20 protein-coding genes are annotated in these 20,659 nt (G+C 65.0%); 10 read left to right on the forward strand and 10 right to left on the reverse strand.

The window, feature by feature from the left end; translation table 11 throughout:
- Window positions 1-124: 124 nt before the first annotated feature.
- On the reverse strand, window positions 125-730 hold the full coding sequence (locus AC0L3I_RS17170) for a thymidine kinase (protein ID WP_473527667.1): 606 nt from the start codon (window positions 728-730) through the stop codon (window positions 125-127).
- Between the two features lie 218 nt (window positions 731-948).
- Between AC0L3I_RS17170 and AC0L3I_RS17175 the strand changes: the two genes are divergently transcribed.
- From AC0L3I_RS17175 to clpS, 4 genes are all read left to right on the forward strand, one after another.
- The gene (locus tag AC0L3I_RS17175; protein WP_473486877.1) at window positions 949-1,896 is read left to right on the forward strand and encodes a choline ABC transporter substrate-binding protein; all 948 of its coding nucleotides are present in this window, start codon (window positions 949-951) and stop codon (window positions 1,894-1,896) included.
- Between the two features lie 156 nt (window positions 1,897-2,052).
- Window positions 2,053-2,907, forward strand: a complete 855-nt coding sequence (gene choW / locus AC0L3I_RS17180) for a choline ABC transporter permease subunit (protein WP_095494431.1) — start codon at window positions 2,053-2,055, stop codon at window positions 2,905-2,907.
- A complete protein-coding gene (gene choV / locus AC0L3I_RS17185; protein ID WP_473527668.1) occupies window positions 2,904-4,085 on the forward strand; it encodes a choline ABC transporter ATP-binding protein in 1,182 nt (393 codons plus the stop codon). Before choW ends, choV begins: the two co-directional genes overlap by 4 nt.
- 182 nt (window positions 4,086-4,267) lie before the next feature.
- On the forward strand, window positions 4,268-4,573 hold the full coding sequence (gene clpS / locus AC0L3I_RS17190; RefSeq protein WP_029349886.1) for an ATP-dependent Clp protease adapter ClpS: 306 nt from the start codon (window positions 4,268-4,270) through the stop codon (window positions 4,571-4,573).
- Window positions 4,574-4,580: 7 nt separating this feature from the next.
- On the opposite strand, the gene AC0L3I_RS17195 is transcribed toward clpS, so the two are convergent.
- Genes AC0L3I_RS17195 through AC0L3I_RS17210 form a run of 4 tightly spaced genes read right to left on the reverse strand, consistent with a single transcriptional unit; the run spans window position 4,581 to window position 11,412 of the window.
- The gene (locus AC0L3I_RS17195; RefSeq protein ID WP_473527669.1) at window positions 4,581-6,668 is read right to left on the reverse strand and encodes a hypothetical protein; all 2,088 of its coding nucleotides are present in this window, start codon (window positions 6,666-6,668) and stop codon (window positions 4,581-4,583) included.
- Between the two features lie 3 nt (window positions 6,669-6,671).
- Window positions 6,672-9,497 (reverse strand): DUF4159 domain-containing protein, encoded by a 2,826-nt coding sequence (locus AC0L3I_RS17200; RefSeq protein WP_473527670.1) that lies wholly within the window; start codon window positions 9,495-9,497, stop codon window positions 6,672-6,674.
- On the reverse strand, window positions 9,494-10,408 hold the full coding sequence (locus AC0L3I_RS17205; protein WP_473527671.1) for a DUF58 domain-containing protein: 915 nt from the start codon (window positions 10,406-10,408) through the stop codon (window positions 9,494-9,496). The genes AC0L3I_RS17200 and AC0L3I_RS17205 overlap by 4 nt, the downstream gene beginning before the upstream one ends.
- Window positions 10,408-11,412: an AAA family ATPase gene (locus AC0L3I_RS17210; protein ID WP_473527672.1), complete on the reverse strand. Its 1,005-nt coding sequence runs from the start codon at window positions 11,410-11,412 to the stop codon at window positions 10,408-10,410. The genes AC0L3I_RS17205 and AC0L3I_RS17210 overlap by 1 nt, the downstream gene beginning before the upstream one ends.
- Before the next feature lie 146 nt (window positions 11,413-11,558).
- Here AC0L3I_RS17210 and AC0L3I_RS17215 point away from each other — a divergent pair, with 146 nt between their 5' ends.
- Genes AC0L3I_RS17215 through AC0L3I_RS17225 form a run of 3 tightly spaced genes read left to right on the forward strand, consistent with a single transcriptional unit; the run spans window position 11,559 to window position 14,132 of the window.
- A complete protein-coding gene (locus tag AC0L3I_RS17215; RefSeq protein ID WP_473527761.1) occupies window positions 11,559-12,188 on the forward strand; it encodes a DUF1285 domain-containing protein in 630 nt (209 codons plus the stop codon).
- Window positions 12,189-12,234: 46 nt separating this feature from the next.
- Entirely contained in the window at window positions 12,235-12,867 is a 633-nt protein-coding gene (locus AC0L3I_RS17220; protein WP_473527673.1) for a CoA pyrophosphatase, read from the forward strand.
- A gap of 8 nt (window positions 12,868-12,875) precedes the next feature.
- On the forward strand, window positions 12,876-14,132 hold the full coding sequence (locus AC0L3I_RS17225) for a CCA tRNA nucleotidyltransferase (protein WP_473527674.1): 1,257 nt from the start codon (window positions 12,876-12,878) through the stop codon (window positions 14,130-14,132).
- A 316-nt stretch (window positions 14,133-14,448) separates the two neighbouring features.
- Here the strand turns inward: AC0L3I_RS17225 and AC0L3I_RS17230 are convergent, their stop codons facing one another.
- From AC0L3I_RS17230 to hemF, 3 genes are all read right to left on the reverse strand, one after another.
- Window positions 14,449-14,634 carry a DUF1059 domain-containing protein gene (locus AC0L3I_RS17230; protein WP_473486812.1) on the reverse strand — a complete coding sequence of 62 codons (186 nt, stop codon included), beginning with the start codon at window positions 14,632-14,634 and terminating at the stop codon, window positions 14,449-14,451.
- 250 nt (window positions 14,635-14,884) lie between these two features.
- Window positions 14,885-15,145 carry a DUF1344 domain-containing protein gene (locus AC0L3I_RS17235; protein WP_123149376.1) on the reverse strand — a complete coding sequence of 87 codons (261 nt, stop codon included), beginning with the start codon at window positions 15,143-15,145 and terminating at the stop codon, window positions 14,885-14,887.
- Between the two features lie 246 nt (window positions 15,146-15,391).
- Entirely contained in the window at window positions 15,392-16,306 is a 915-nt protein-coding gene (gene hemF / locus AC0L3I_RS17240) for an oxygen-dependent coproporphyrinogen oxidase (RefSeq protein ID WP_473527675.1), read from the reverse strand.
- A 107-nt stretch (window positions 16,307-16,413) separates the two neighbouring features.
- On the opposite strand from hemF, the gene AC0L3I_RS17245 reads away from it, so the two are divergent.
- Complete coding sequence (locus AC0L3I_RS17245) at window positions 16,414-16,671, forward strand: hypothetical protein (protein ID WP_192356034.1); 258 nt, start codon at window positions 16,414-16,416, stop codon at window positions 16,669-16,671.
- Between the two features lie 162 nt (window positions 16,672-16,833).
- Here AC0L3I_RS17245 and soxR read toward each other — a convergent pair whose 3' ends face one another.
- Both soxR and AC0L3I_RS17255 read right to left on the reverse strand, forming a co-directional pair.
- Window positions 16,834-17,286, reverse strand: coding sequence for a redox-sensitive transcriptional activator SoxR (gene soxR / locus AC0L3I_RS17250; protein ID WP_473527676.1), 453 nt, complete (start codon window positions 17,284-17,286; stop codon window positions 16,834-16,836).
- Between the two features lie 169 nt (window positions 17,287-17,455).
- On the reverse strand, window positions 17,456-17,914 hold the full coding sequence (locus AC0L3I_RS17255; protein ID WP_473527677.1) for a tRNA (cytidine(34)-2'-O)-methyltransferase: 459 nt from the start codon (window positions 17,912-17,914) through the stop codon (window positions 17,456-17,458).
- 284 nt (window positions 17,915-18,198) lie between these two features.
- On the opposite strand from AC0L3I_RS17255, the gene AC0L3I_RS17260 reads away from it, so the two are divergent.
- Window positions 18,199-18,783, forward strand: coding sequence for a hypothetical protein (locus AC0L3I_RS17260; protein ID WP_473527678.1), 585 nt, complete (start codon window positions 18,199-18,201; stop codon window positions 18,781-18,783).
- The gene (locus tag AC0L3I_RS17265; protein WP_473527762.1) at window positions 18,767-20,638 is read left to right on the forward strand and encodes an ABC transporter ATP-binding protein; all 1,872 of its coding nucleotides are present in this window, start codon (window positions 18,767-18,769) and stop codon (window positions 20,636-20,638) included. The genes AC0L3I_RS17260 and AC0L3I_RS17265 overlap by 17 nt, the downstream gene beginning before the upstream one ends.
- Window positions 20,639-20,659 lie beyond the last annotated feature (21 nt).

A 20,659-nucleotide genomic window follows, 5' to 3' on the forward strand; every position in this document is an offset into this window, starting at 1 on the left:
CCCCCCCCCCCCCCCCCCCCCCCCCCCCCCCCCCCCCCCCCCCCCCCCCCCCCCCCCCCCCCCCCCCCCCCCCACACAACCCCCCCCCCCCCCCCCCCCCCCCCCCCCCCCCCCCCCCCCCGCTTCAGGTGAAGCCGATGAAATCGTCGGGCGCGGCGCGGCCCATTTCTTCTTCCCAGTGGCGGCGGCAGAGCGAGACATAGACATCCTTGCCGATCGCCACCTGTTCGCCCTGTCTCGCCACCTTGCCGTCCGCGCCGAGGCGCACGACCATCGTCGCCTTGCGGCCACAGCGGCAGATGGTGCGCACCTCGCGCAGATCGTCTGCTATCGCCAGAAGCGCGCGCGAGCCGGAAAACAGCTTGCCCTGGAAATCCGTGCGCAGGCCGTAGCACATCACCGGGATGTTCAGCCGGTCGGCAATGCGGGCGAGCTGCCACGCCTGCTCCTCCTCGAGAAACTGCGCCTCGTCGACGAAGACGCAATGCACGGTCGTGTGGTCGTGATGCTCGGCGACCCGGGCGAACAGGTCGTCGCCGTCGCGGAACATCTCAGCCTCCGTCTCCAGGCCGATGCGCGACGAGATCAGCCCGGTATCGCCCATGCGGTAGTGGCCGGCGACGAACAGCATCGTCGTCATGCCGCGCTCGCGGTAATTGTACGAGGCCTGCAGCAGCATCGTCGTCTTGCCGGCATTCATTGTCGCGTAGTGGAAGTACAGCTTGGCCATGCCGCCCTTTTAAGCCGAGTTGTCCCGGCGCGGGGAGGGGGCGTCCTCACATTCCACCAGAAAAGCGGCGAACGTGTCGCTGATCGGCCAGCCCGCGCCGTTGGTCGCGATTGTCTTATCGCTTGAAACCGCACCAGAATGGTGTTTGGCTGACGAAACAAGGCGGAGACAAAACCGCAACTTCGCTTCGCCGATAGATCACAATGGGAGAATACATGATGTCGCGTATGAAACTATTCGCCGCCGGCTTCGGTCTGGCGGCATTTCTTTCCGCGGGCGGCGCATTCGCCGCCGAGCCGGAAAGCTGCAAGCCGGTGCGTTTTGCCGATGTCGGCTGGACCGACATCACCGCCACCACCGCTACGGCCAGCGTCATCCTCGAAGCGCTCGGCTACGAACCCGACGTGCAGGTGCTGTCGGTTCCGGTCACCTACACCTCGCTGAAGAACAAGGACGTCGACGTCTTCCTCGGCAATTGGATGCCGACCATGGAAGCCGACATAAAGCCCTATCTCGAAGACAAGTCGGTCGAGACGATCGTGACCAACCTCGAAGGCGCAAAGTATACGCTCGCCGTGCCGCAGCACACCTATGACGCCGGTCTCAAGGATTTCGCTGATATCGCCAAGTTCAAGGACAAGCTCGACAACAAGATTTACGGCATCGAAGCCGGCAATGACGGCAACCGCCTGATCCTCGACATGATCGCCGCCGACAAGTTCGGCCTGAAGGATTTCGAGCTCGTCGAAAGCTCGGAGGCCGGCATGCTGTCGGCGGTGCAGAAGGCGGCGGCATCGGGCGAAGACGTGGTCTTCCTCGGCTGGGAGCCGCATCCGATGAACGCCAACATCAAGATGGCCTATCTGTCGGGCGGCGACGAGGTGTTCGGCCCGAATTTCGGCGGCGCGACCGTCGCCACCAATGTCCGGGCCGGCTACACCACTGAATGCCCGAACGTCGGCGCGCTGCTCAAGAACATGGTGTTCTCGCTCAAGATGGAAAACGAGATCATGGGTGCGATCCTCAATGACGGCGCCGACCCGAGGGCCGCGGCTACCGAATGGCTCAAGGCCAATCCGGACGCGATGACGCCATGGCTCGCCGGTGTGACGACGTTCGACGGCGGCGACGCCGCGGCCGCCGTGAAAACCGCGCTGGGTTCGTAGCAGACTTACACCCTCCCCCTTGCGGGGAGGCGCGGCACGCGCCGCGGTGGGGTGGTGCAGAACGGAGCATAACCGTGACCACCCGCTCCGCTGCGCTGCGCGGTTCGACCCACCCCGCCAGGGGGAGGGTGAAGAAGAAATGAGGGGACATTTGCCATGGATCCGGTTTCGCAACTGATTTCGAGCTTCAAGATCCCGATCGGGCGGTGGGGCAAGACCTTCTTCGACTTCCTGACCACCAATTTCGAGTGGTTTTTCGACAGTATCGCCGACGGGCTCACCGTCGTTCTCGACGGGCTGGTCGATCTTTTGCTGCTCGTCCCGCCGGTTCTCCTGGTTGCCGCCATAGCCGGGCTTGCCTGGTACCTGCAGAAATCATGGAAGCTGGCGCTTGCCGTCGCGCTCGGCCTCCTGTTCATCGTCAACCAGGATCTCTGGCAGGAAACCGTCGAGACGCTGGTGTTGGTCGTGGGCGCCGCTGCGGCCTCCATGGCCATCGGCGTGCCGATCGGCATCTGGGCGGCGCATAACGAGCGTGGCTACCGCTATCTCCAGCCAATCCTCGACCTTATGCAGACTATGCCGACCTTCGTCTACCTGATCCCGGTGCTCATTCTCTTCGGCCTCGGCATCGCTCCCGGCCTCATCGTCACCGTCATCTTCGCCGCTCCTGCGCCGATCCGCCTGACGCATCTCGGCATAACCTCGGTGCCGAAACCGATGATCGAGGCCGGCGAAGCCTTCGGCGCGACAAAACGCCAGCTCCTGTGGAAGGTAGAGCTGCCGGCGGCGCTGCCGACCATCATGGCGGGGCTGACGCAGTGCATCATGCTTTGCCTCTCCATGGTCGTGATCGCTGCGCTCATCGGCGCCAACGGCCTCGGCAAGCCGGTGGTGCGCGCGCTGAACTCGGTCAACATCCCGCTCGGGCTCGAAGCCGGCCTCGCCATCGTCGTGCTCGCCATCATCCTCGACCGCATCAGCCGCATCGGCACGGGAGCCGCCAAATGAGCGCTGCGGTCGATTTCAAGAATGTCGACATCGTCTTCGGCACGGCGCGCAAGGAAGCGCTGGCGCTCGTAGATAGGGGTGCGACGCGTCAGGAAATCCTGGAGAAGACCGGCGCCGTGCTCGGCTGCGCCGGCGCCAATTTGACCGTCAACGAGGGCGAGATTTCCGTCCTGATGGGCCTTTCCGGCTCCGGCAAATCGACGCTGCTCCGCGCCGTCAACTTGCTCAACGTGCCGGCGCGCGGCAACGTCATGGTCAAGGACGGCGACCGCATGATCGATGTCGCGGCCTGCGACGCCGCCACGCTGCGCCACATCCGACAGACGCGGGTCGCCATGGTGTTCCAGCAGTTCGGCCTTCTGCCCTGGCGCACCGTCGCGGAAAATGTCGGCTTCGGCCTAGAGCTTTCCGGCGTGCCCGAAGCCGAGCGCAAGGCGCGCGTCGAGCGCCAGTTGAAGCTCGTCGGCCTCGACCAGTGGGCGTCGAAATACGCCCACGAGCTTTCCGGCGGCATGCAGCAGCGCGTCGGGCTGGCGCGTGCGTTTGCCACCGAAGCGCCGATCCTGCTGATGGACGAGCCGTTCTCGGCGCTCGACCCGCTGATCCGGACCAAGCTGCAGGACGAATTGCTGCAGCTTCAGGCCGAGTTGAAGAAGACCATCATCTTCGTCAGCCACGATCTCGAGGAGGCGCTGAAGATCGGCAGCCACATCACAATCATGGAAGGCGGGCGCATCGTGCAGACCGGCGCGCCGGAAGACATCGTGCTGCGCCCCGCCAACGACTATGTCCGCGACTTCATCGCCAATGTGAATCCGCTCTCGGTGCTGACCGCCTGGAACGTGATGCGCGACCGCCGCGATCTCGACCACGGCGAGGACGGCTGGGTGTGGCTCGACCGCCGCAAGACGACGCGTTTCAAGATCGACGAGCACGGGCTGGTGGCGGCGGCCGAGCGCGACGGCAAGCCGGCGTTCTGGGTGTCGTGCGCCGATGTCGAGGCGCAGCCGGAGGAGACGACGCAGGTATTCTGGGCCAATCCCGGCACCTCGCTGAAGACGGTGATGCTGGCCATGCACCGCTCGCAGACCGCACCGGTGGCGCTGTTCGACGACCAGTCGCGCTTCGTCGGCGCCATCGGCGTCAGGGATGTGCTGAGTGCGGTGTTGCGGCGGTAGTTTTTTCTAAACGAAACGGCCCGTATCGTTTCTGCGCGGCTTGGCGGCGGTCCCACATAGGCACGGACTTGTGAACGGCCGCGCCCGCCGGGAAGGCGGTTTGCGGGCGGTCCAAAAATGGACGATCGCTTTTGGCTATGCCAGAATAAACGCGAAATTCTTGCGCACAATTGCCGGTTCCGATGCCTGAGATCGTCACCAAACCCCGCACCAAAACGAAGCCGCAGATCGAACGGCCGAAGCTCTACAAGGTCATCCTCCTCAATGACGATTTCACGCCGCGCGAGTTCGTGGTGACGGTGCTCAAGGGCGAATTCAAGCTGAGCGAAGACCAGGCGCGGCGGGTGATGATCACCGCGCACCAGCGCGGCGTCTGCGTCGTCGCCGTCTTCACCAGGGACGTCGCCGAGACCAAGGCGACACGGGCGACTGATGCCGGCAAGGCCAAGGGCTACCCGCTGATGTTCACGACGGAACCGGAGGAGTAGGGCAGCGCTACCGCCCCTCGCGGTACCACATCGAGCCCAATGCCAGAAGTAGCAGGCCGAGGCCGAGGAACCCGCCGAACAGCGGCACGCGCGAGACGGCCTTCAGCACGCTGTCGTCGGTGGTGCGCAGGCCGATCCAGTCGTTGCCGGCCGCCGCGCCCGAGGAGCGAACCGGGACGACCGAGGGCAGCGTCACGCCGCCGGTGAGATTGCCAAGGGTCGATGATTGCGCCAGCCGGCGCACGCTGCCGCCGGTGGCCTCGACCGGCGCTTTCAGCCGGTTCTCGGTGGAGACGACGTCGGTGAATTCCGGCGCATTGACCGGGCCGACATGGGCAAGCGCCTTCAGGTCGCCATTGCCGACCTGGTAGAGGCCGATCTCGCTGGTTTCGATGCTGCCCAGGAAGACGCCGGGTTCGGCTCTCTCTAGCTTGACGGTCATCGCCTTGCCGGACGGGGTGATGATCTGCGCCGGGCCGGGATCGTCGCTCATCGTCTGGCGGCGGATTTCCAGCATCATGCCGCGGCCGTCGGCGGTCAGCCGCTCCTCCTCGAGTTCGGGCTCCTTCATCAGCCAGTGGGCGATGCGGCGATAGAGCTGGACATGCGGGCCGCCACCCTCGAAGCCGCGCGCCCACAACCAGCCCTGGTCGGACAAGAACATGCCGACGCGGCCTTCGCCTTTGCGGTCGAGCAGGAGCAGCGGTCGGTTGTCCGCCCCCTTCATCACCGCCTCGCCCTCAGGGTTCTCGACGCCGATGGTGCGGAACCAGCGGCTCCAGTGCGGCGGCTCGGTGGCGGAGCCGTCGAGCCCGCGCGTCACCGGATGGCGCTGGCCGAGCTCGGTGAGGCGCGGATAGAAGGCCTTGTCGACGACTTCGCCGGTCGGCATCGCCGGCAGCGCCGAGATCAAAGGCGTGCGGGCGATAGAGCTTTCGCCGGCATATTCGGGCCCTGCCGCGATCAGCAGCGCGCCGCCCTTTTCGACATATTCGGCGATGTAGTCGTAGTAGAGGATCGGCAGCACGTCGCGATGCTGATAGCGGTCGAAGATGATCAGGTCGAAATCCTTGATCTTCTCGACGAACAGCTCGCGCGTCGGGAAGGCGATCAGCGACAGTTCGTTGATCGGCGTGCCGTCCTGCTTTTCCGGCGGCCGCAGAATGGTGAAGTGGACCAGATCGACCGAGGCGTCGGATTTCAGAAGGTTGCGCCAGGTGCGCTCACCGGCATGCGGCTCACCGGAAACAAGCAGCACGCGCAAATTCTCGCGGATGCCGTCGATCAGCGCGATGGCGCGGTTGTTGGTGTCGGTGAGTTCGTCGGGCTCGGGGTCGATGGCGAGTTCGACGATGTTGCGGCCGGCGCCGGGAATGGTCACCTGCAGCGGCATGGCCTGGCCGATGGTGGCGCGCTCGACCGAAACCTGCTCCCCATTGACCGACACGCGCACGTCGACCGAGCCGGCCTCGTTGTTGGTGCCGATGACGCGATAGGTCATTTCGAGCGGCTTGCCGACCAGACCGAAGCGCGGCGCATTCTCGAAGCGGATGCGGCGATCCTTTTCCTGGTCGTTGCCGGTGATCAGCGCGTGCAGCGGGGCGTTGAAGTCGGGCGTGCCGCCGGGGGCGTCATGCACCTCGCCATCGGTGATCATGATGGCGCCGCCGATGCGCGAAGGCGGCACGTCGCGGAAAGCGCTTTCAAGCGCGCCGAAAAGCCGCGTCTCGGTGCGCTCCTCGGCGGCTTCCGACTTGCCGGCCTCGACGACGCGGACGTCGAACTGCTTGAAGCGGCCAAGACGCTGCTGAAGCCCGGCCAGCGCCTCGTCTGTCTGCTTGGTGCGCTCGCCAATGTCCTGGCTCTGGCTGCGGTCGACGACGACGGCGACGACGCTTTTCAGCGCCTCACGCTCTTCGTCGAGCAACACCGGGTTGAGCAGGGCCGCACCCAGCGCCAGCAGGGCGGCAAAACGGAAGACCGCGCCGCGCTGGCGAAACCAAAAACCGACCAATGCCAGCAGCAACAGCGGCGCCAGCACCAGGCCAAGCAGCGGCCAGGAGATGAGCGGTTCGAAGGCGAGCGACAAGTTCATGGCTTACTGCCCCAGCCGTTCGAGCAGCACCGGCACATGCACCTGATCGGATTTGTAGTTGCCGGTCAGCATGTACATCATGATGTTGACGCCGGCGCGCAGCGCATAAATGCGCTGCATCGGGTCCGACGGCACGGTCGGCAAAAGCGGGTCGCCATTCTCGTCGACCGCCCAGGCGCCGGCGAAATCATTGGCGGTGATCATGATCGGCGAGACGCCGTCGCCGGTGCGTACCGGGCGGTTCTCGGTGTTGCTGGCTTCGAGCGACGCCGCGACCCAGAGCGGTCCGCCGGCGAAGCGTCCGGGAAACTCAGGCAGGATGTAGAAGGATTTGGTCAGCACATGGTCCGACGGCACCGGCTCCAGCGCCGGCACGTTGAGGTTGCCGAGGATGTCGCGCAGCCGCTCCGTCGCCGGGCTGGCCGAATCCGCGCCGATGCCGGTGGCGAACTGGTCGCGCGTGTCGAACAGCACCGTGCCGCCCTGCTGCATATAGGCGTCGACGCGGGCGATCGCGGCCTGGCTCGGCATCGGCGCGGCAGGATCGATCGGCCAGTAGATCAGCGGATAGAAGGCAAGCTGGTCCTTCGAGATATCGACGCTGGCCGGCGCCCCCGGCTCGAGCGCGGTCTTCTCGATCAGGAAGCGGGTCAGGCCCTCCAGCCCGGCTTGGCTGATCGAATCGACACTCCGTTCGCCGGTCTGCACATAGGCGATCCGGGTCTTCGAAATGTCCTCGATCGCCCGTTCGTCGCCAGGTTTGGCATCGTCGGCGCGGGCGATGTCGGTGTGGCCGACCAGGGCGCCGAGCGCAATCAGCAGGGCGGCGGTGGTCGCAGCAGCCGTGCCGGCGCGGCGTGGCCGGCGCGAGAACAGGCCGCCCATCCAGAACACGGCCAGCGTGTCGAGCACCATCAGCAAGAGAGCTGCCGCAACCAGCGGGCCCTTCAAATTGTGCGATTCGTCGAAGGCGTACTGGATGGTGGTGACCGGCACGGTGATCTGAGGACGGACCAGCGGTGCGAAGCTGCTTTCGGCATTGAGCAGATTGTGGGCGAGGACGCCGGTTTCGGAGCCGTACAGGCCGGGCGGGTTGTCGAACGTCACCGGCAGCGGGCCGGCACCCGGCACCAGCGGCCGTGCATCCGGGGTCGGCGGCACAAGCGTGCCGTCGGCTGATATCATGCGGTAGGGCGCCAGCGAGGCGGCTGCGGCTTCGGCATTGGCGACCGCCGCGCCCTGGTTGCGCGACAATTGCACGATGCGCCGCAGCATCTCGACGAAGCTGCCGGAGATCGGCAGGTTCGACCAGGTCGCCTCCGGCGTGACATGGAACAGGACGAGCGTGCCCTTGCCCTTCTTCATCCCGGTCACCAGCGGCGTGCCGTCGGCAAGCGTGGCCCAGGTGCGCTCGACGATATCGGGCGTCGGCTCGGCCAGCACCTGCCTGGTGACGGTGACCTCGGCGGGCGGAGCGAGGTCGGCGAAGGGACCGGTCTTCGTGAAATCGGTGACCGGCTGCGGCGTCGTCCACGACAGCGCGCCGCCGAGCGAGCGCTCGCCGGTGCGCAGCCTGACCGGCAGCAGGTCGTCGTCATTGCCGGCGGCGACCAGCCGCGAGCCGGCGAACCGCACCAGCGTGCCGCCATTGTCGACCCAGTCGACCAGCCTTTGCCGCACCTGCTGCGGAATGGTGCCGACATCGGCCATGACGATCATTGCCGGCTTCTGGTCGAGGAGTTGCGGGATGGCATCGGCAAGGTCGGCGCTCGACGGCTCAGTCAGATCGGCGAAGGGCTGCAGCGCGCGGCGGATATAGTACAGCGGCGACAAAAGCGGCTGCGCCTGGTCGGCCTCGGCCTGCGACAGCAGCCCGACGCGGCGGCGCTTGGAATTCTCGTCGAGCACGCGGACGGCGCCGGCCTGCCGTTGGCCGTCGAGCGCGATCGAGGCGAAGTCGTTGCGCAGTTCGAACGGCACCGCCATCGTGCCGGTGGCGGTGGATTCGCCCGGTGAGAAGGTCAGCGTGGCGTCGGCGATACGGCGGCCCTTGTCGTCGAAGGCGCCGGCGGTCACCTGAGCCGGCGCCGGATCGCCCGGCGCGCGGATGGCGGTCAGCTCGAAGCCGTCCACCTGGTTGTCGGCGCCGGTCAGGCCGATCAGGCCAGGCCGGTCGGAGGCGGCCCAGACGACACGGGCGGCGTTTTTCGACAAAAGCGTGTTGAAGGCGGCCTCGTCGCCTTCCGCCGCCAGACCGTCGGCGAGCACGGCAACGCTGGCGCCCGGCAAGGTCTCCAGGGTTGCCGCGACGCGAGCGTAGACGGCAGGGCGGTCGGTCGGGATCGGCCGCGGCTTTGCCGCGCGCAGCCGGTCGAGCGCGGTGGCGGCGTCGAAGGGACCGATCTCGGCATTCGGCTTCTCGGCGGTGAAGGCGATGATGACGGGCACGTCGTTGGAGCTGGCATCGGTGATCAGCCGTTCGGCAGTGGCGACGCGCTGGCCCCAGTCGGCGGCACTTGCCCAGTCATTGTCGATGACCAGCGCAAGAGCGGCGCCCTCGGCCGGCAGTCTTTCACGCGGGTTGAAGACAGGTTCGGCAAGCGCCGCAACGATGAGGGCCGCCATCAGCAGCCTGAGCAGCGTCAGCCACCACGGGCTCTGTTGCGGCGTCTCCTCGCGCTTCAGCACGCGGGCCAGGATCTTCAGCGGCGGGAAGACCTCGGTCTGCGGCTTGGGCGGGGTGAACCGCAACAGCCACCAGATCACCGGCAGCGCCAGAAGGCCCCACAGCACCATCGGTGCCCCGAAGGATAGCGGCAGCCAGCTCACGCGCGGATCCTCCCGGCTGAGCTGCCATCGACGGTCATCGCCATGTGGACACGCACCAGCGCATCGGAGGCAAGGCGGTCGGTGTGGTTGACGGTGAAGCTCCAGCCGAGCCGCTTGCACCAGTCGGTCAGTTCCTGACGCCGGGCGATGTAAAGCAGTCGGTATTCATCGCCCAGCGTTTCGGCACGGCCGGCAGTCAGCTTGTCGCCGGTCTCGGGATCGGTGAACTCGGTGCGGCCGGCATAGGGGAATCTCTCCTCGGCCGGGTCGGCGACCTCGATCAGATGGGCACGCACGCCGTGGCGGGCGAGCACGTCGAGCCAGGCGATGGTGTCCTCGACCGGATCGAGGAAGTCGCTGACGATGACGATGTCGCAGAAGCGGCGAATAGCGGATAGGTCGGGCTTCACCGGCAATTCGCCGGCATGGGTGAGTTGTGCCGCGATGCGCTCGGCGCCGTTGCGGGCGGTGAACGGATCGGTCAGCCCGGGCCAGGCGATGCGCTCGCCGCTGCGCGATAGAAGCTCAGCCATGGCCAGCGCCAGCACCAGCGCGCGGGATTCCTTCGAGACGGTGGCTCCGGTCGATTTGTACAGCATGGAAGGCGAGGGGTCGGCCCACAGCCACACCGTATGGGCAGCCTCCCATTCGCGGTCGCGCACATAGATGTGCTCGTCGCGGGCCGAGCGGCGCCAGTCGATACGCGAGGAGTCGCCCTCGACATAGGGCCGGAACTGCCAGAAATTCTCGCCGATGCCGCGCTTGCGGCGGCCGTGCCAGCCGGCGATCACCGTGTTGACGATGCGGCGCGCCTCGACCAGCAGGTCCGGCACCAGCGACGCCCGCAACCGGCCGCGGGCGAGCGCGTCACGCGTCGCCGCCGGTGCCTGGGCCTCGCCTATACGCGCCATCACATGCCTTTTGCCAGTTTCGCCACCACGTCGCGCACGGTCGTGCCCTCGGCACGGGCGGCAAAGGTCAGCGCCATGCGGTGCTGCAGCACCGGCTCGGCCAGCGCTCTGATATCGTCGATCGACGGCGCCAGCCGTCCATCATAGAGGGCGCGGGCGCGGGCGCACAGTGTCAGCGACTGGCTGGCGCGCGGCCCCGGGCCCCAGGCGACGTGCTTGTCAGTCTCGGCATTGCCCTGGCCGGGGCGCGCCGAGCGCACCAGCTGGAGGATCGCCTCGACGACGCTTTCCGGCACCGGCATGCGGCGAATGAGGGTCTGGATCTCCTTCAGCCGCGCCGGCTGCAGCACGTTCTGCGCCTTGGCGTCCTCGATACCGGTGGTCTCCAGAAGGATGCGGCGCTCCGCCTCGATTTCCGGATAGAGGATGTCGACCTGCATCAGGAAACGGTCGAGCTGCGCCTCGGGCAGCGGATAGGTGCCCTCCTGCTCCAGCGGGTTCTGCGTCGCCAGCACGTGGAAGGGCGCCGGCAGGTCGTGGCGGACGCCGGCAATGGTGACGTGGTATTCCTGCATCGACTGCAGCAGCGCCGACTGGGTGCGCGGCGAGGCGCGGTTGATCTCGTCGGCCATCAGCAACTGCGCGAAGATCGGCCCGGAGATGAAGCGGAAGGAGCGCTTGCCGAATTCGTCCTGCTCCATCACCTCGGAGCCGAGAATATCGGACGGCATCAGGTCGGGCGTGAACTGGATGCGGCGGGAATCGAGGCCGAGCACGATGCCCAGCGTTTCGACCAGCTTGGTCTTGGCGAGGCCGGGCACGCCGACCAGCAGCGCATGACCGCCGGCCAACAGCGCCACCAGCGTGCGTTCGACGACGCTTTCCTGGCCGAAGATGACGCGGCCGATGCCCTCGCGAACCCTGGAAATGTCGGCCAGCGCCGTCTCGGCCTGGGCGATCATGTCCTTTTCGCTGATCGGGCTTTCCTTGATCATCACGCTCATGCAGCATCGATCCTTCTCGTTGGAAATACCGGCTTGCACCCAAGACGCCACAGAGTGCCGCGATTCGGCCTCGAGTGGCGCCTGTCTTTGAACTTAAATCACTGACTTATGCTGACAAGCGGAACAACAGTGACTATTTCGTGACCATGACAGAACGCGCCGAAGATCGTGATGAAAGTTTGACGACCGCGACCGAGGCGCGCGGACTGGAGGCGCTGATCTCGCGTGCCGCCCGCGCGGGCAAGGGGCCGGCCCCAGTAGAGCGCTGGAACCCGGCTTTTTGCGGCGATCTCGACATGGAGATCAGACAGGACGGCACCTGGTTCTACCAGGGCACGCCGATCGGCCGCATGCCGCTGGTGCAACTGTTTTCCTCCGTGCTGCGCAAGGACGAAGACGGCAAGACCTATCTGGTGACGCCGGTGGAAAGGGTCGGCATCCGCGTCGTCGATGCGCCTTTCATCGCCGTCGAGATGGATGTTTGCGGCACCGGCGATGGCCAAGTCGTCACCTTTCGCACCAATGTCGGAGATGTGGTCGAGGCCGGGCCGGAGCATCCGCTGCGCTTCGTCGACGAGGACGCGACCGGCGGCCTGAAACCCTATGTGCTGGTGCGCGGACGGCTGGAGGCGCTGGTGGCGCGGCCGGTGATGTATGAACTGGTCGAGCATGGCGAGGAGATCGAGGTCGGCGGTCGAAGGATGTTTGCCGTCCGCTCGAAGGGCGCGGTTTATCCGATAATGCCGGCCGAAAAACTGCAGCGGCTGAGCGCATGAGAGGGCAGCGCCAAATGGACCGGGGCATGATGGACCAGGTGACGCTATGGACCAAGTGACGCCGGCGCCGTTTTCCGCCGCGGATTTTCGCGCCCGCGTTGCGGCGCAGCCGCTGGCGCATGCCGCCGACGATTATGGCGACCATCGCTTCAACCCCGGCCATCCGCGTTTGAAGCTCGCAAAGGCGCTGCGCGACGCCGCGGTGCTGATCCCGGTGGTCGATCACGGACGCGACGCCACGGTTCTGCTGACCAAGCGGGCGGAAAAGCTCCGCAACCATTCGGGGCAGGTGGCCTTTCCCGGCGGCACGATCGACCCGAGCGATGCGAGCCCGGAGGCGGCGGCCTTGCGCGAGACATTCGAGGAGATCGGTCTCGGCCGGGACCGGGTCGAGATCATCGGCCGCATGCCCGATTACGTCTCCGGCAGCGGCTACCGGATCGCCCCGGTGCTGGGAATAGTGCGGCCGGGTTTTTCACTGACGCTGAATTCCCAGGAGGTCGACGCCGCCTTCGAAGTGCCGCTGCGCTTCCTGATGGACCCGGCCAACCACAGCCGCGACAGCCGGATGTGGAACGACCTCGAATGGGTCTTCTACGAAATGCCCTATGGCGGCCAGCGGATCTGGGGGGTCACCGCCGGCATCATCCGCACGCTCTACGAAAGGCTCTATACGTGAGCGGCCGGATGTCGCTCGCGGGCAAGGCCGACTGGCTCGGCGAACGGCACCTGCAGCGGCTGTTGGCGGCGCTGGCGGCTGGCGGCGAGGAGGCGCGTGTCGCCGGCGGTGCGGTGCGCAATGCGCTCATCGGCCAGCCGGTCGCCGACGTCGATATCGCCACCACGACCGTGCCCGATGAGACCATCCGCCGCGCCGAGGCGGCGGGCTTCAAGGCCGTGCCGACCGGCATCGAGCACGGCACCATCACGATTGTCGCCGGCGGAAAGCCGTTCGAGGTGACAACGCTGCGCGCCGATATCGAGACCGACGGCCGGCGGGCAAAAGTGACGTTTGGGCGCGACTGGAAGGCGGACGCGGAACGGCGCGATTTCACCATCAACGCGCTTTATGCAGAGGCCGACGGCACGATCATCGACCTGGTCGGCGGCGTCGCCGATATCGAGGCGCGCCGGCTGCGCTTCATCGGCGATCCGGAGGCGCGCATCCGCGAGGATTATCTGCGCATCCTGCGCTTTTTCCGCCTCTTCGCCTGGTATGGCGACGGCCGGCCGGATGCCGAAGGGCTGAAGGCTTGCGCCCGGCTCAAGGAGGGGCTCGGCCAACTCTCGGTCGAGCGCATCTGGTCCGAGCTGAAGAAGCTGCTGTCGGCCCCCGATCCATCGCGCGCCTTGCTGTGGATGCGCCAGGCCAGCGTGCTCACCAGCGTTCTGCCGGAGAGCGAGAAATGGGGCATCGATGCGATCCATGCGCTGACCAGGGCCGAGAAGGATCTAGGCTGGACGCCGGACCCGCTGCTCAGGCTGGAAGCGATCGTGCCGCCGGACGCCGCGCGGATGAAGATGCTCTCTGAGCGGCTGAGATTCTCCGTCAGCGATGCCGGCCGTCTGAGGCAGTGGGCGCTGACAGCGCCTGTCGAGCCGAAGACGACCGAAGCCGAACTCGCAAAACGGCTGTATCGTGGCGATCACCAGGGCCTTGTCGATCGCTTACGGCTGTCGCTCGCTTCCGCTCGAGCCCGCGCCGTCGAGGACAATGACGCGCTGCTCGAAGCCGGCGGCTTCTCGCGCCTGCTGGCCTTCACCGGAAAGTGGAAAAAGCCCGATTTTCCGCTCAAGGGCGCCGATCTGACGACGCTTGGTGCGTCGCCCGGACCGAAACTCGGCGCAACCTTGAAGAACCTCGAAAACGAATGGGTCGAGTCCGGCTTTGCGCTGGATCGCGGCGCGCTCCTCGAGCGCGCCGCAGAAGCACTCGAAAGTTAGAGACCGTTTGGAAACTCTACTCGGGCGGCCATCTGATGGCGTTTTCTGCGCTTCCGGCCTTCGCCGGCCGAAGCACTTATGAGCGGTCGTGGCAGTTAAAGCTACGGCCGGCGTAGGCCGGTGCTCACGGACCAGCGCATGACCCCGGAAACCGATTTCGGTTTCCCGGAAAGGATCATGCGCAAATGCAAAGTGTTAGAGCGTCCTTTGCGCGTCCAATTGGACGCGCAGCGCTCTAATGTCCGCTGCGCTCCGGTTCTCGAAACCACCACCATATGACTCGCCAGAGCGAATTTCGAAACAGTCTCTTAGGCAATCAGGCCGCGTCGCGGGGCTTTTCGATGCGCGAACGGATGGCTTCGATCATCGTCTCGCGGATGATCGTCTCGCCATGCGTCTCGCGCATGTGCTCGACCGCACGACGCATGACCTCGGCTTCCTCTTCGGCGCGCGTATGCCAGTCACAACCCGGAACGAGCGAGCCGCAGTGGAATTCTTTCATCGGATTTCTCCCTTTTCCTCCCCGGAGCGCCGCCCATTTGCTTGAACGCGGAAGCTCCAGCACCTTTGATGGACGCATGATCCCTGTCTGAAACCGGGTGTCGGTATTCGGGTCATGCGCTGGCCGAGCAAGCATAACACGGTCGAATGGTTTTGGTTGCCGCAAAGACAGAAAAGGCGGAGCATCGCTGCTCCGCCCTCTTAACACTACCCCGGAGGCAAGACCTCGCCTTGCTCCAGCGGGCAGGCGATCACTTCATGATCCTGACTGCCTCGGCAATTTTGTGCTTGCCGCTCATGTCCCAGGAAACGCGGACCTTTTCGCCGGCCTTCAGGCCAGGATTCTTGAAGGCCTTGGGCAGCGTAAAGGTAGATCCGTTATCCAGAACAAGGCTCATGGCCGTTCCATCATAGGTCTTGACCGTGCCCGTGGTGTGCTTGACCGCTGCGAAGGCAGCGCCACCAGAGGCAAGAACGGCGGCAGCCGCAACCGACATAATAAGCTTGCGCATGGCATGCTCTCCTGGAAAATGAGGGCACCATTTTGGGAAGGTGCCCCACTCAATCATGGGCCGTCCGGTCGCGTCGCGTCGCGGTTCTAGGGAGGATGAACCGCCGGCGTTTCCCGGCCCGGAACGAAAAATAGCCCTGTTTTTTCAAGTGGATATTAGACGAAAAAGATATTCTGCGCGCCACATTCGCCGCCAAAATCAAACGATTTGGACCTCATTGCGGCTCACGTCCGACTCACCGAGATTTTACGGCCATTTCACTTCCGGCGGCAGGCTGGACAGGATCGAGGCGACGTTGCCGCCGGTCTTCAGTCCGAAGATGGTGCCGCGATCGTGAAGCAAGTTGAATTCGACATAGCGGCCGCGGCGAATGAGCTGTTCTTCACGGTCGCCGTCGGTCCAGTTGTCGTTGAAATTGGCCCGCACGATATGTCCGTAGACGACGAGAAAAGATCGCCCGACATCCTGGACGAAGTTGAAATCGGCGTTCCAGCCGCCTTTGTCCTCACCCGAATGCAGCCAATCGAAGAAGATGCCGCCGGTGCCGCGCGGTTCGTCGCGGTGCGGCAGATAGAAATACTCATCGCACCAGGCCTTGAATTTCGCGTGGTCGGCGACGCCGGCGTTCTTCTCGCAGGCGAATCGCATGGCCCGGTGGAAGGCAATCGTGTCCGGGTCATCCTGGGTGCGGCGACGATCGAGCACCGGCGTCAGGTCGGCGCCGCCGCCGAACCACTGGCGCGAGGTGACGACCATGCGCGTGTTCATGTGCACGGCCGGCACGTTGGGGTTCCACGGATGAGCAATCAGCGAAATGCCGCTCGCCCAGAAGCGCGGGTCTTCCTCGGCGCCCGGCATCTGCTTCCTGAATTCCGGCGAGAACTCGCCATAGACGGTGGAGGTGTGGACGCCGACCTTCTCGAAGACGCGGCCACGCATCATCGACATGGTGCCGCCGCCGCCCTTGCCGGCGTCGCGCTCCCACGGCGTCTTTTCGAAGCGGCCGGGCGACCATGAAGCCTGCGGCCCCTGCAGGTCCTGCTCGATCTGCTCGAAGGCGGCGCAGATGCGCTCGCGCAACGTCTCGAACCACAGCCGCGCCTTCCTCTTCTTCTGTTCGATGTCGGCCGGCAGCCCCGCCGCTATTTCGGGTCGTTGCAAATGCTGTCTCCGGTTGTGGGGCGCGTGCCCCGACAAATGACTCGTCTTTTCCGGCCGCGATCCCTAATCTCTTAGGTGCAAGGGTCAAGTGTGAATGGAGTTCTTTCGTGCGCACCCCGGCAAGACCGCCGCTGGATGGCCTGAAGAAGAGGCTCGACCGTTCGCGCGCCGAGCGCGCGCGCATGCCGCGCGACGGGTTCCTGCGCGAGACCTTCGTCCTGCCGCGCTCCGATGCGCGGCTCAAGGCGAAGGAGTGGTTCGAGCGCTTTCCCAAGCAGGCCTACTGGACCGAGATCGAAAGCTGGTTCGAGCGGCCCGGCGACGTCATCGAGTTCACGATCAGGCGATTGCCCGCGGCGGATTAGAACCTGGCGGGACGTACCTTCCCCAGGCGAATTGCCAAGGCCGGCGCTGCCCCTCATTGTCCTGCCGGACATTTCTCCCCGTATAGTGACGGGGAGAAAGGACACCGTCGTCAATGGTTTCGCCAATCAGCCACGCCGCAGAATTGAGGGGCAGCGCTGGCGTCAGCGGGATGAAGGGACCACTAGTCTTCTAGCCCCAGTCCCTTGCTTCGCCAGCCGGTCGCCCTTGTTCCGCAGCGGGCATTTGTCGATCGACATGCAGCCGCAGCCGATGCAGTCGGTCAGCCCGTCGCGCAGCTTCTTCAGCTGGGCAATCTTGCGATCGAGCTGGTCGCGCCAGGCCGTTGAAAGCAGATTCCAGTCTTCGCGCGTCGGCGTGCGGCCCTCAGGCAACGATTCAAGTGCGGCACCGATCTCGGCCAGCGAGATGCCGACCTCTTGCGCTACCCTGATGATCGCCACACGCCGCAGCACGTCGCGGCCGTAGCGCCGCTGATTGCCTGATGTGCGGTGGCTGCGGATCAGTCCGCGCGCCTCGTAGAAATGCAGCGCCGACACCGCCACGCCGCTGCGCATTGCCACTTGTCCGACTGTCAATTCCGTTGCCGCAGCCATTCGAATTTTCCGCTTGACCTCAAGTTAAGTTGAGCTTGTAACGAAGAAACCCTGGACATGCAAACCGCAGGAGAAGGGGATGTGCGCCTGGGTGAGAATGACAAGAGACGGTGCAGTCGTCGGCCAGAAAGCGGCTATAATCGCAGCGCCCACTGAGGGTCTGCAAATCCTATCCGAGTTGCCGGATCGCCTCGCCGGCCACCATGGCGACGGAAAGCGCGACGTTGATGCTGCGCGTGCCCGGCTGCATCGGGATGATCAGTCGCGCATCCGCCGCCTCGTGGACAGGATCCGGCACACCTGCGGATTCACGGCCGAACAAAAGAATGTCGGCGTCGGTGAAGGCGAAATCGGTGTAGGCGGTCGCGGCTCGGGTCGACAGCAGCACCAGCCGCCGCGCTTCGCCTCTGCGCCAGTTCTCGAAGGCGTGCCAGTCGACATGCCGGGTCAGAGCCGCCATTTCGAGATAGTCCATGCCGGCCCGTTTCAGCGCCCGGTCGGAGAGCGGGAAGCCGGCCGGTTCGATGATGTCGACGCCGAGACCGAGGCAAGCCGCGAAGCGCAGGATTGTCCCGGTATTGCCGGCGATATCCGGCTGGTAGAGCGCGATGCGGAGACGGTCGTTCATTTCCGCATCCTTCTAATAAGTGGCAGATCGGCCACAGCAGGTTCGCGGTTTTGGAAATTGCCGGACTGGTGGGTGGCCATTTTCTGCGAAGTCGGTTATACGCCGGGCATTGTCAACCCGAACCGATGGAGGGGTAATTCATGATGATCATGTACATCCAGCGCCCCTCTTGTGGGCTTACCAGCCTGCCGGCGGTTTCGGTACGACGATTCTCCTGACGCTTTAGACTTCGATCGCACCGATTCTTAGCCGAAACCTTTTTCGGCCTTCGAAGGAATCCTGCGATGTTTTTCAAGCTGTCGAAGGGGCTGAACGCCCCACCTGAACACGCCGCTGTTCAATCCCTGCCTTTCGCCGGCCATTCGCCTGCGAACAGGCCGGACTTTTTCCCGTATTTTCACATGGAGGACGGACCGATGTTCGATCCCTGCAAAATTCCCGGTTCAAGAGGCCTGCACGAGCGCAGGATGGCGACCTGGGCGCTTTTGATCGGCGAAACCTATTCGTCTGCGGCTCACGCCGAGACCCGCCGGCGCCCGCATCGCGGCATGCTGCCGGACGTCGATTTCTCGCGCGCGGTTCCCGACCGCAGCCGGCCGTCGCTGGTGCGCCGGATCATCAGGCTGATCCGGCCTGGCGCAGAGACCGTCGCGACACTCCGGGTTGTCGACACAGCGCTGTCAGGATCGTCAAACGAGCCTGTCGGCGAAAAGCCCGCGACAACCTATATTGCGCGAAGCAGGACCGGCGGCCCGGGTGATTCCGGCACGCCGGTCTTTGACGCTACGCGCTCCAAGGATGCCACGCGCTCCGCGCCGCGTGAGCGAAAACAAGCACATGAGTACCAAGACAATGTTCCGCTGGTTTGAAACAAGGCTCGATCCGTTCCCTGCCGAGGAGCCGGTCGAGCCGCCGAAGACGCTGATCGCCTTCTGCGTGCACTATACGCGCGGTGCCTGGCCCTACATCGCGATCGATGCGATGCTGGTGACGGCTATCGCCCTTGCCGAGGTGTGGATGTTCGGCTTCATGGGCCGGATCGTCGACTGGCTGTCGGCGCAGAACCGCGAGACATTCCTGCAGACCGAGGGCTGGAAGCTCGCGGGCATGGCTTTCATCGTGGTGTTCGCGCTGCCGGCGACGGTCTGGTTTCGTTTGCTCCTCAGCCAGCAGACGCTGATGGGCAATTATCCGATGCGTATCCGCTGGCAGGTGCATCGCTACCTGCTCAAGCAGTCGATGAGCTTCTATCAGGACGAGTTCGCTGGGCGCATCGCGACCAAGCTGATGCAGACCGCGCTCGCCGTGCGTGAGTGCGTCATCAAGCTCATCGACGTGCTCAATTATGTCGTCGTCTATTTCCTCGGCATGCTGTTCATCGTCGGCTCGGCCGACTGGCGGCTGGCGGCACCGCTTGCCGTCTGGCTTGCCGGCTATGTCTTGCTCTTGCGCAATTTCATCCCGCGATTGGGCAAGGTCGGCGAGGAGCAGGCCAACGCGCGCTCGACCATGACCGGCCGCGTCGTCGACAGCTACTCCAACATCCAGACGGTCAAGCTGTTCTCGCACGCGCGCCGCGAGGCGTCCTTCGCCCGGGAAGGGATGGCCGGCTTTCTCGATACGGTCTACCGGTCGATGCGGCTGGTGACGCAGCTCTACGGCCTGCTCTACATGCTGAATTCGCTGCTGTTGTTCTCGGTGACCGCGATCTCGCTGTGGCTGTGGCTCGGCCAGGCGGTGACGATCGGCGCCGTCGCCCTGGTCATCGGCCTCGTTCTTCGGCTGTGGGGCATGTCGCAATGGATCATGTGGGAGATGTCCACCCTGTTTGAGAATATCGGCACGGTGCAGGACGGCATCAGCTCGATCTCGCTGCCGCGCCTCGTCGAAGACAGGCCTGGCGCCAAGGACATTGCCGTGACCAAGGGCGAGATCCGTTTCGAGGACATCCGCTTCCACTACGGCAAGCAGAAGGGTGTGATCGAGAGCCTGTCGCTGACGGTGAAGCCGGGCGAAAAGGTCGGCATCGTCGGCCGCTCGGGGGCCGGCAAGTCGACGCTGGTCAACCTTCTGTTGCGCTTCTACGACCTTGAAAACGGCAAGATCCTGATCGATGGCCAGGAAATCGCGGCGGTGACGCAGGATTCGCTGCGCGCCCAGATCGCCATGGTCACGCAGGACACCTCGCTGCTGCATCGTTCGGTGCGCGAGAACATCCTTTATGGCCGGCCGGACGCCAGCAACGAGATGCTGGTCGAGGCAGCACGCCGCGCCGAGGCACTTGATTTCATATCAAGGCTTTCGGACGCCAGTGGCCGGACGGGTTTCGATGCGCATGTAGGCGATCGCGGCGTCAAATTGTCCGGTGGCCAGCGGCAACGCATTGCCATTGCCCGCGTTATGCTGAAGGACGCGCCGATCCTCATTCTCGACGAAGCGACGTCTGCGCTTGATTCCGAGGCCGAGGCCGCCATCCAGGAGAACCTCTACCAGATCATGCAAGGCAAGACCGTCATCGCCATCGCGCACCGGCTCTCGACCATAGCGGCGATGGACCGGCTCGTCGTCATGGACAAGGGCCGCATCATCGAGGAAGGTTCGCATGAGCAACTCGTCCCCAGCGGCGGGCTCTATGCGCAGCTTTGGCAGCGCCAATCGGGCGGCTTCCTGCTCGACGACGGTGCCGCCAACGATGCCATCGTCAAGGGTCAAGCAGCAGAATGATGGGCAGCAGAATGATGGCCG

Source organism: Mesorhizobium sp. WSM4840 (assembly GCF_055811755.1).

Bases quoted from the DNA above. Each gene is read 5' to 3' on its own strand.
- AC0L3I_RS17175 (WP_473486877.1), top strand. From the start codon at position 949: ATGTCGCGTATGAAACTATTCGCCGCCGGCTTCGGTCTGGCGGCATTT.
- soxR (WP_473527676.1), bottom strand. From the start codon at position 17,286: ATGGCTGCGGCAACGGAATTGACAGTCGGACAAGTGGCAATGCGCAGC.
- AC0L3I_RS17170 (WP_473527667.1), bottom strand. From the start codon at position 730: ATGGCCAAGCTGTACTTCCACTACGCGACAATGAATGCCGGCAAGACG.
- choV (WP_473527668.1), top strand. From the start codon at position 2,904: ATGAGCGCTGCGGTCGATTTCAAGAATGTCGACATCGTCTTCGGCACG.
- AC0L3I_RS17235 (WP_123149376.1), bottom strand. From the start codon at position 15,145: ATGCGCAAGCTTATTATGTCGGTTGCGGCTGCCGCCGTTCTTGCCTCT.
- choW (WP_095494431.1), top strand. From the start codon at position 2,053: ATGGATCCGGTTTCGCAACTGATTTCGAGCTTCAAGATCCCGATCGGG.
- AC0L3I_RS17210 (WP_473527672.1), bottom strand. From the start codon at position 11,412: ATGAGCGTGATGATCAAGGAAAGCCCGATCAGCGAAAAGGACATGATC.
- AC0L3I_RS17215 (WP_473527761.1), top strand. From the start codon at position 11,559: ATGACAGAACGCGCCGAAGATCGTGATGAAAGTTTGACGACCGCGACC.
- AC0L3I_RS17265 (WP_473527762.1), top strand. From the start codon at position 18,767: ATGTTCCGCTGGTTTGAAACAAGGCTCGATCCGTTCCCTGCCGAGGAG.
- AC0L3I_RS17225 (WP_473527674.1), top strand. From the start codon at position 12,876: ATGTCGCTCGCGGGCAAGGCCGACTGGCTCGGCGAACGGCACCTGCAG.
- AC0L3I_RS17260 (WP_473527678.1), top strand. From the start codon at position 18,199: ATGTTTTTCAAGCTGTCGAAGGGGCTGAACGCCCCACCTGAACACGCC.
- AC0L3I_RS17230 (WP_473486812.1), bottom strand. From the start codon at position 14,634: ATGAAAGAATTCCACTGCGGCTCGCTCGTTCCGGGTTGTGACTGGCAT.
- AC0L3I_RS17255 (WP_473527677.1), bottom strand. From the start codon at position 17,914: ATGAACGACCGTCTCCGCATCGCGCTCTACCAGCCGGATATCGCCGGC.
- clpS (WP_029349886.1), top strand. From the start codon at position 4,268: ATGCCTGAGATCGTCACCAAACCCCGCACCAAAACGAAGCCGCAGATC.
- AC0L3I_RS17220 (WP_473527673.1), top strand. From the start codon at position 12,235: ATGGACCAAGTGACGCCGGCGCCGTTTTCCGCCGCGGATTTTCGCGCC.
- AC0L3I_RS17205 (WP_473527671.1), bottom strand. From the start codon at position 10,408: ATGGCGCGTATAGGCGAGGCCCAGGCACCGGCGGCGACGCGTGACGCG.
- AC0L3I_RS17195 (WP_473527669.1), bottom strand. From the start codon at position 6,668: ATGAACTTGTCGCTCGCCTTCGAACCGCTCATCTCCTGGCCGCTGCTT.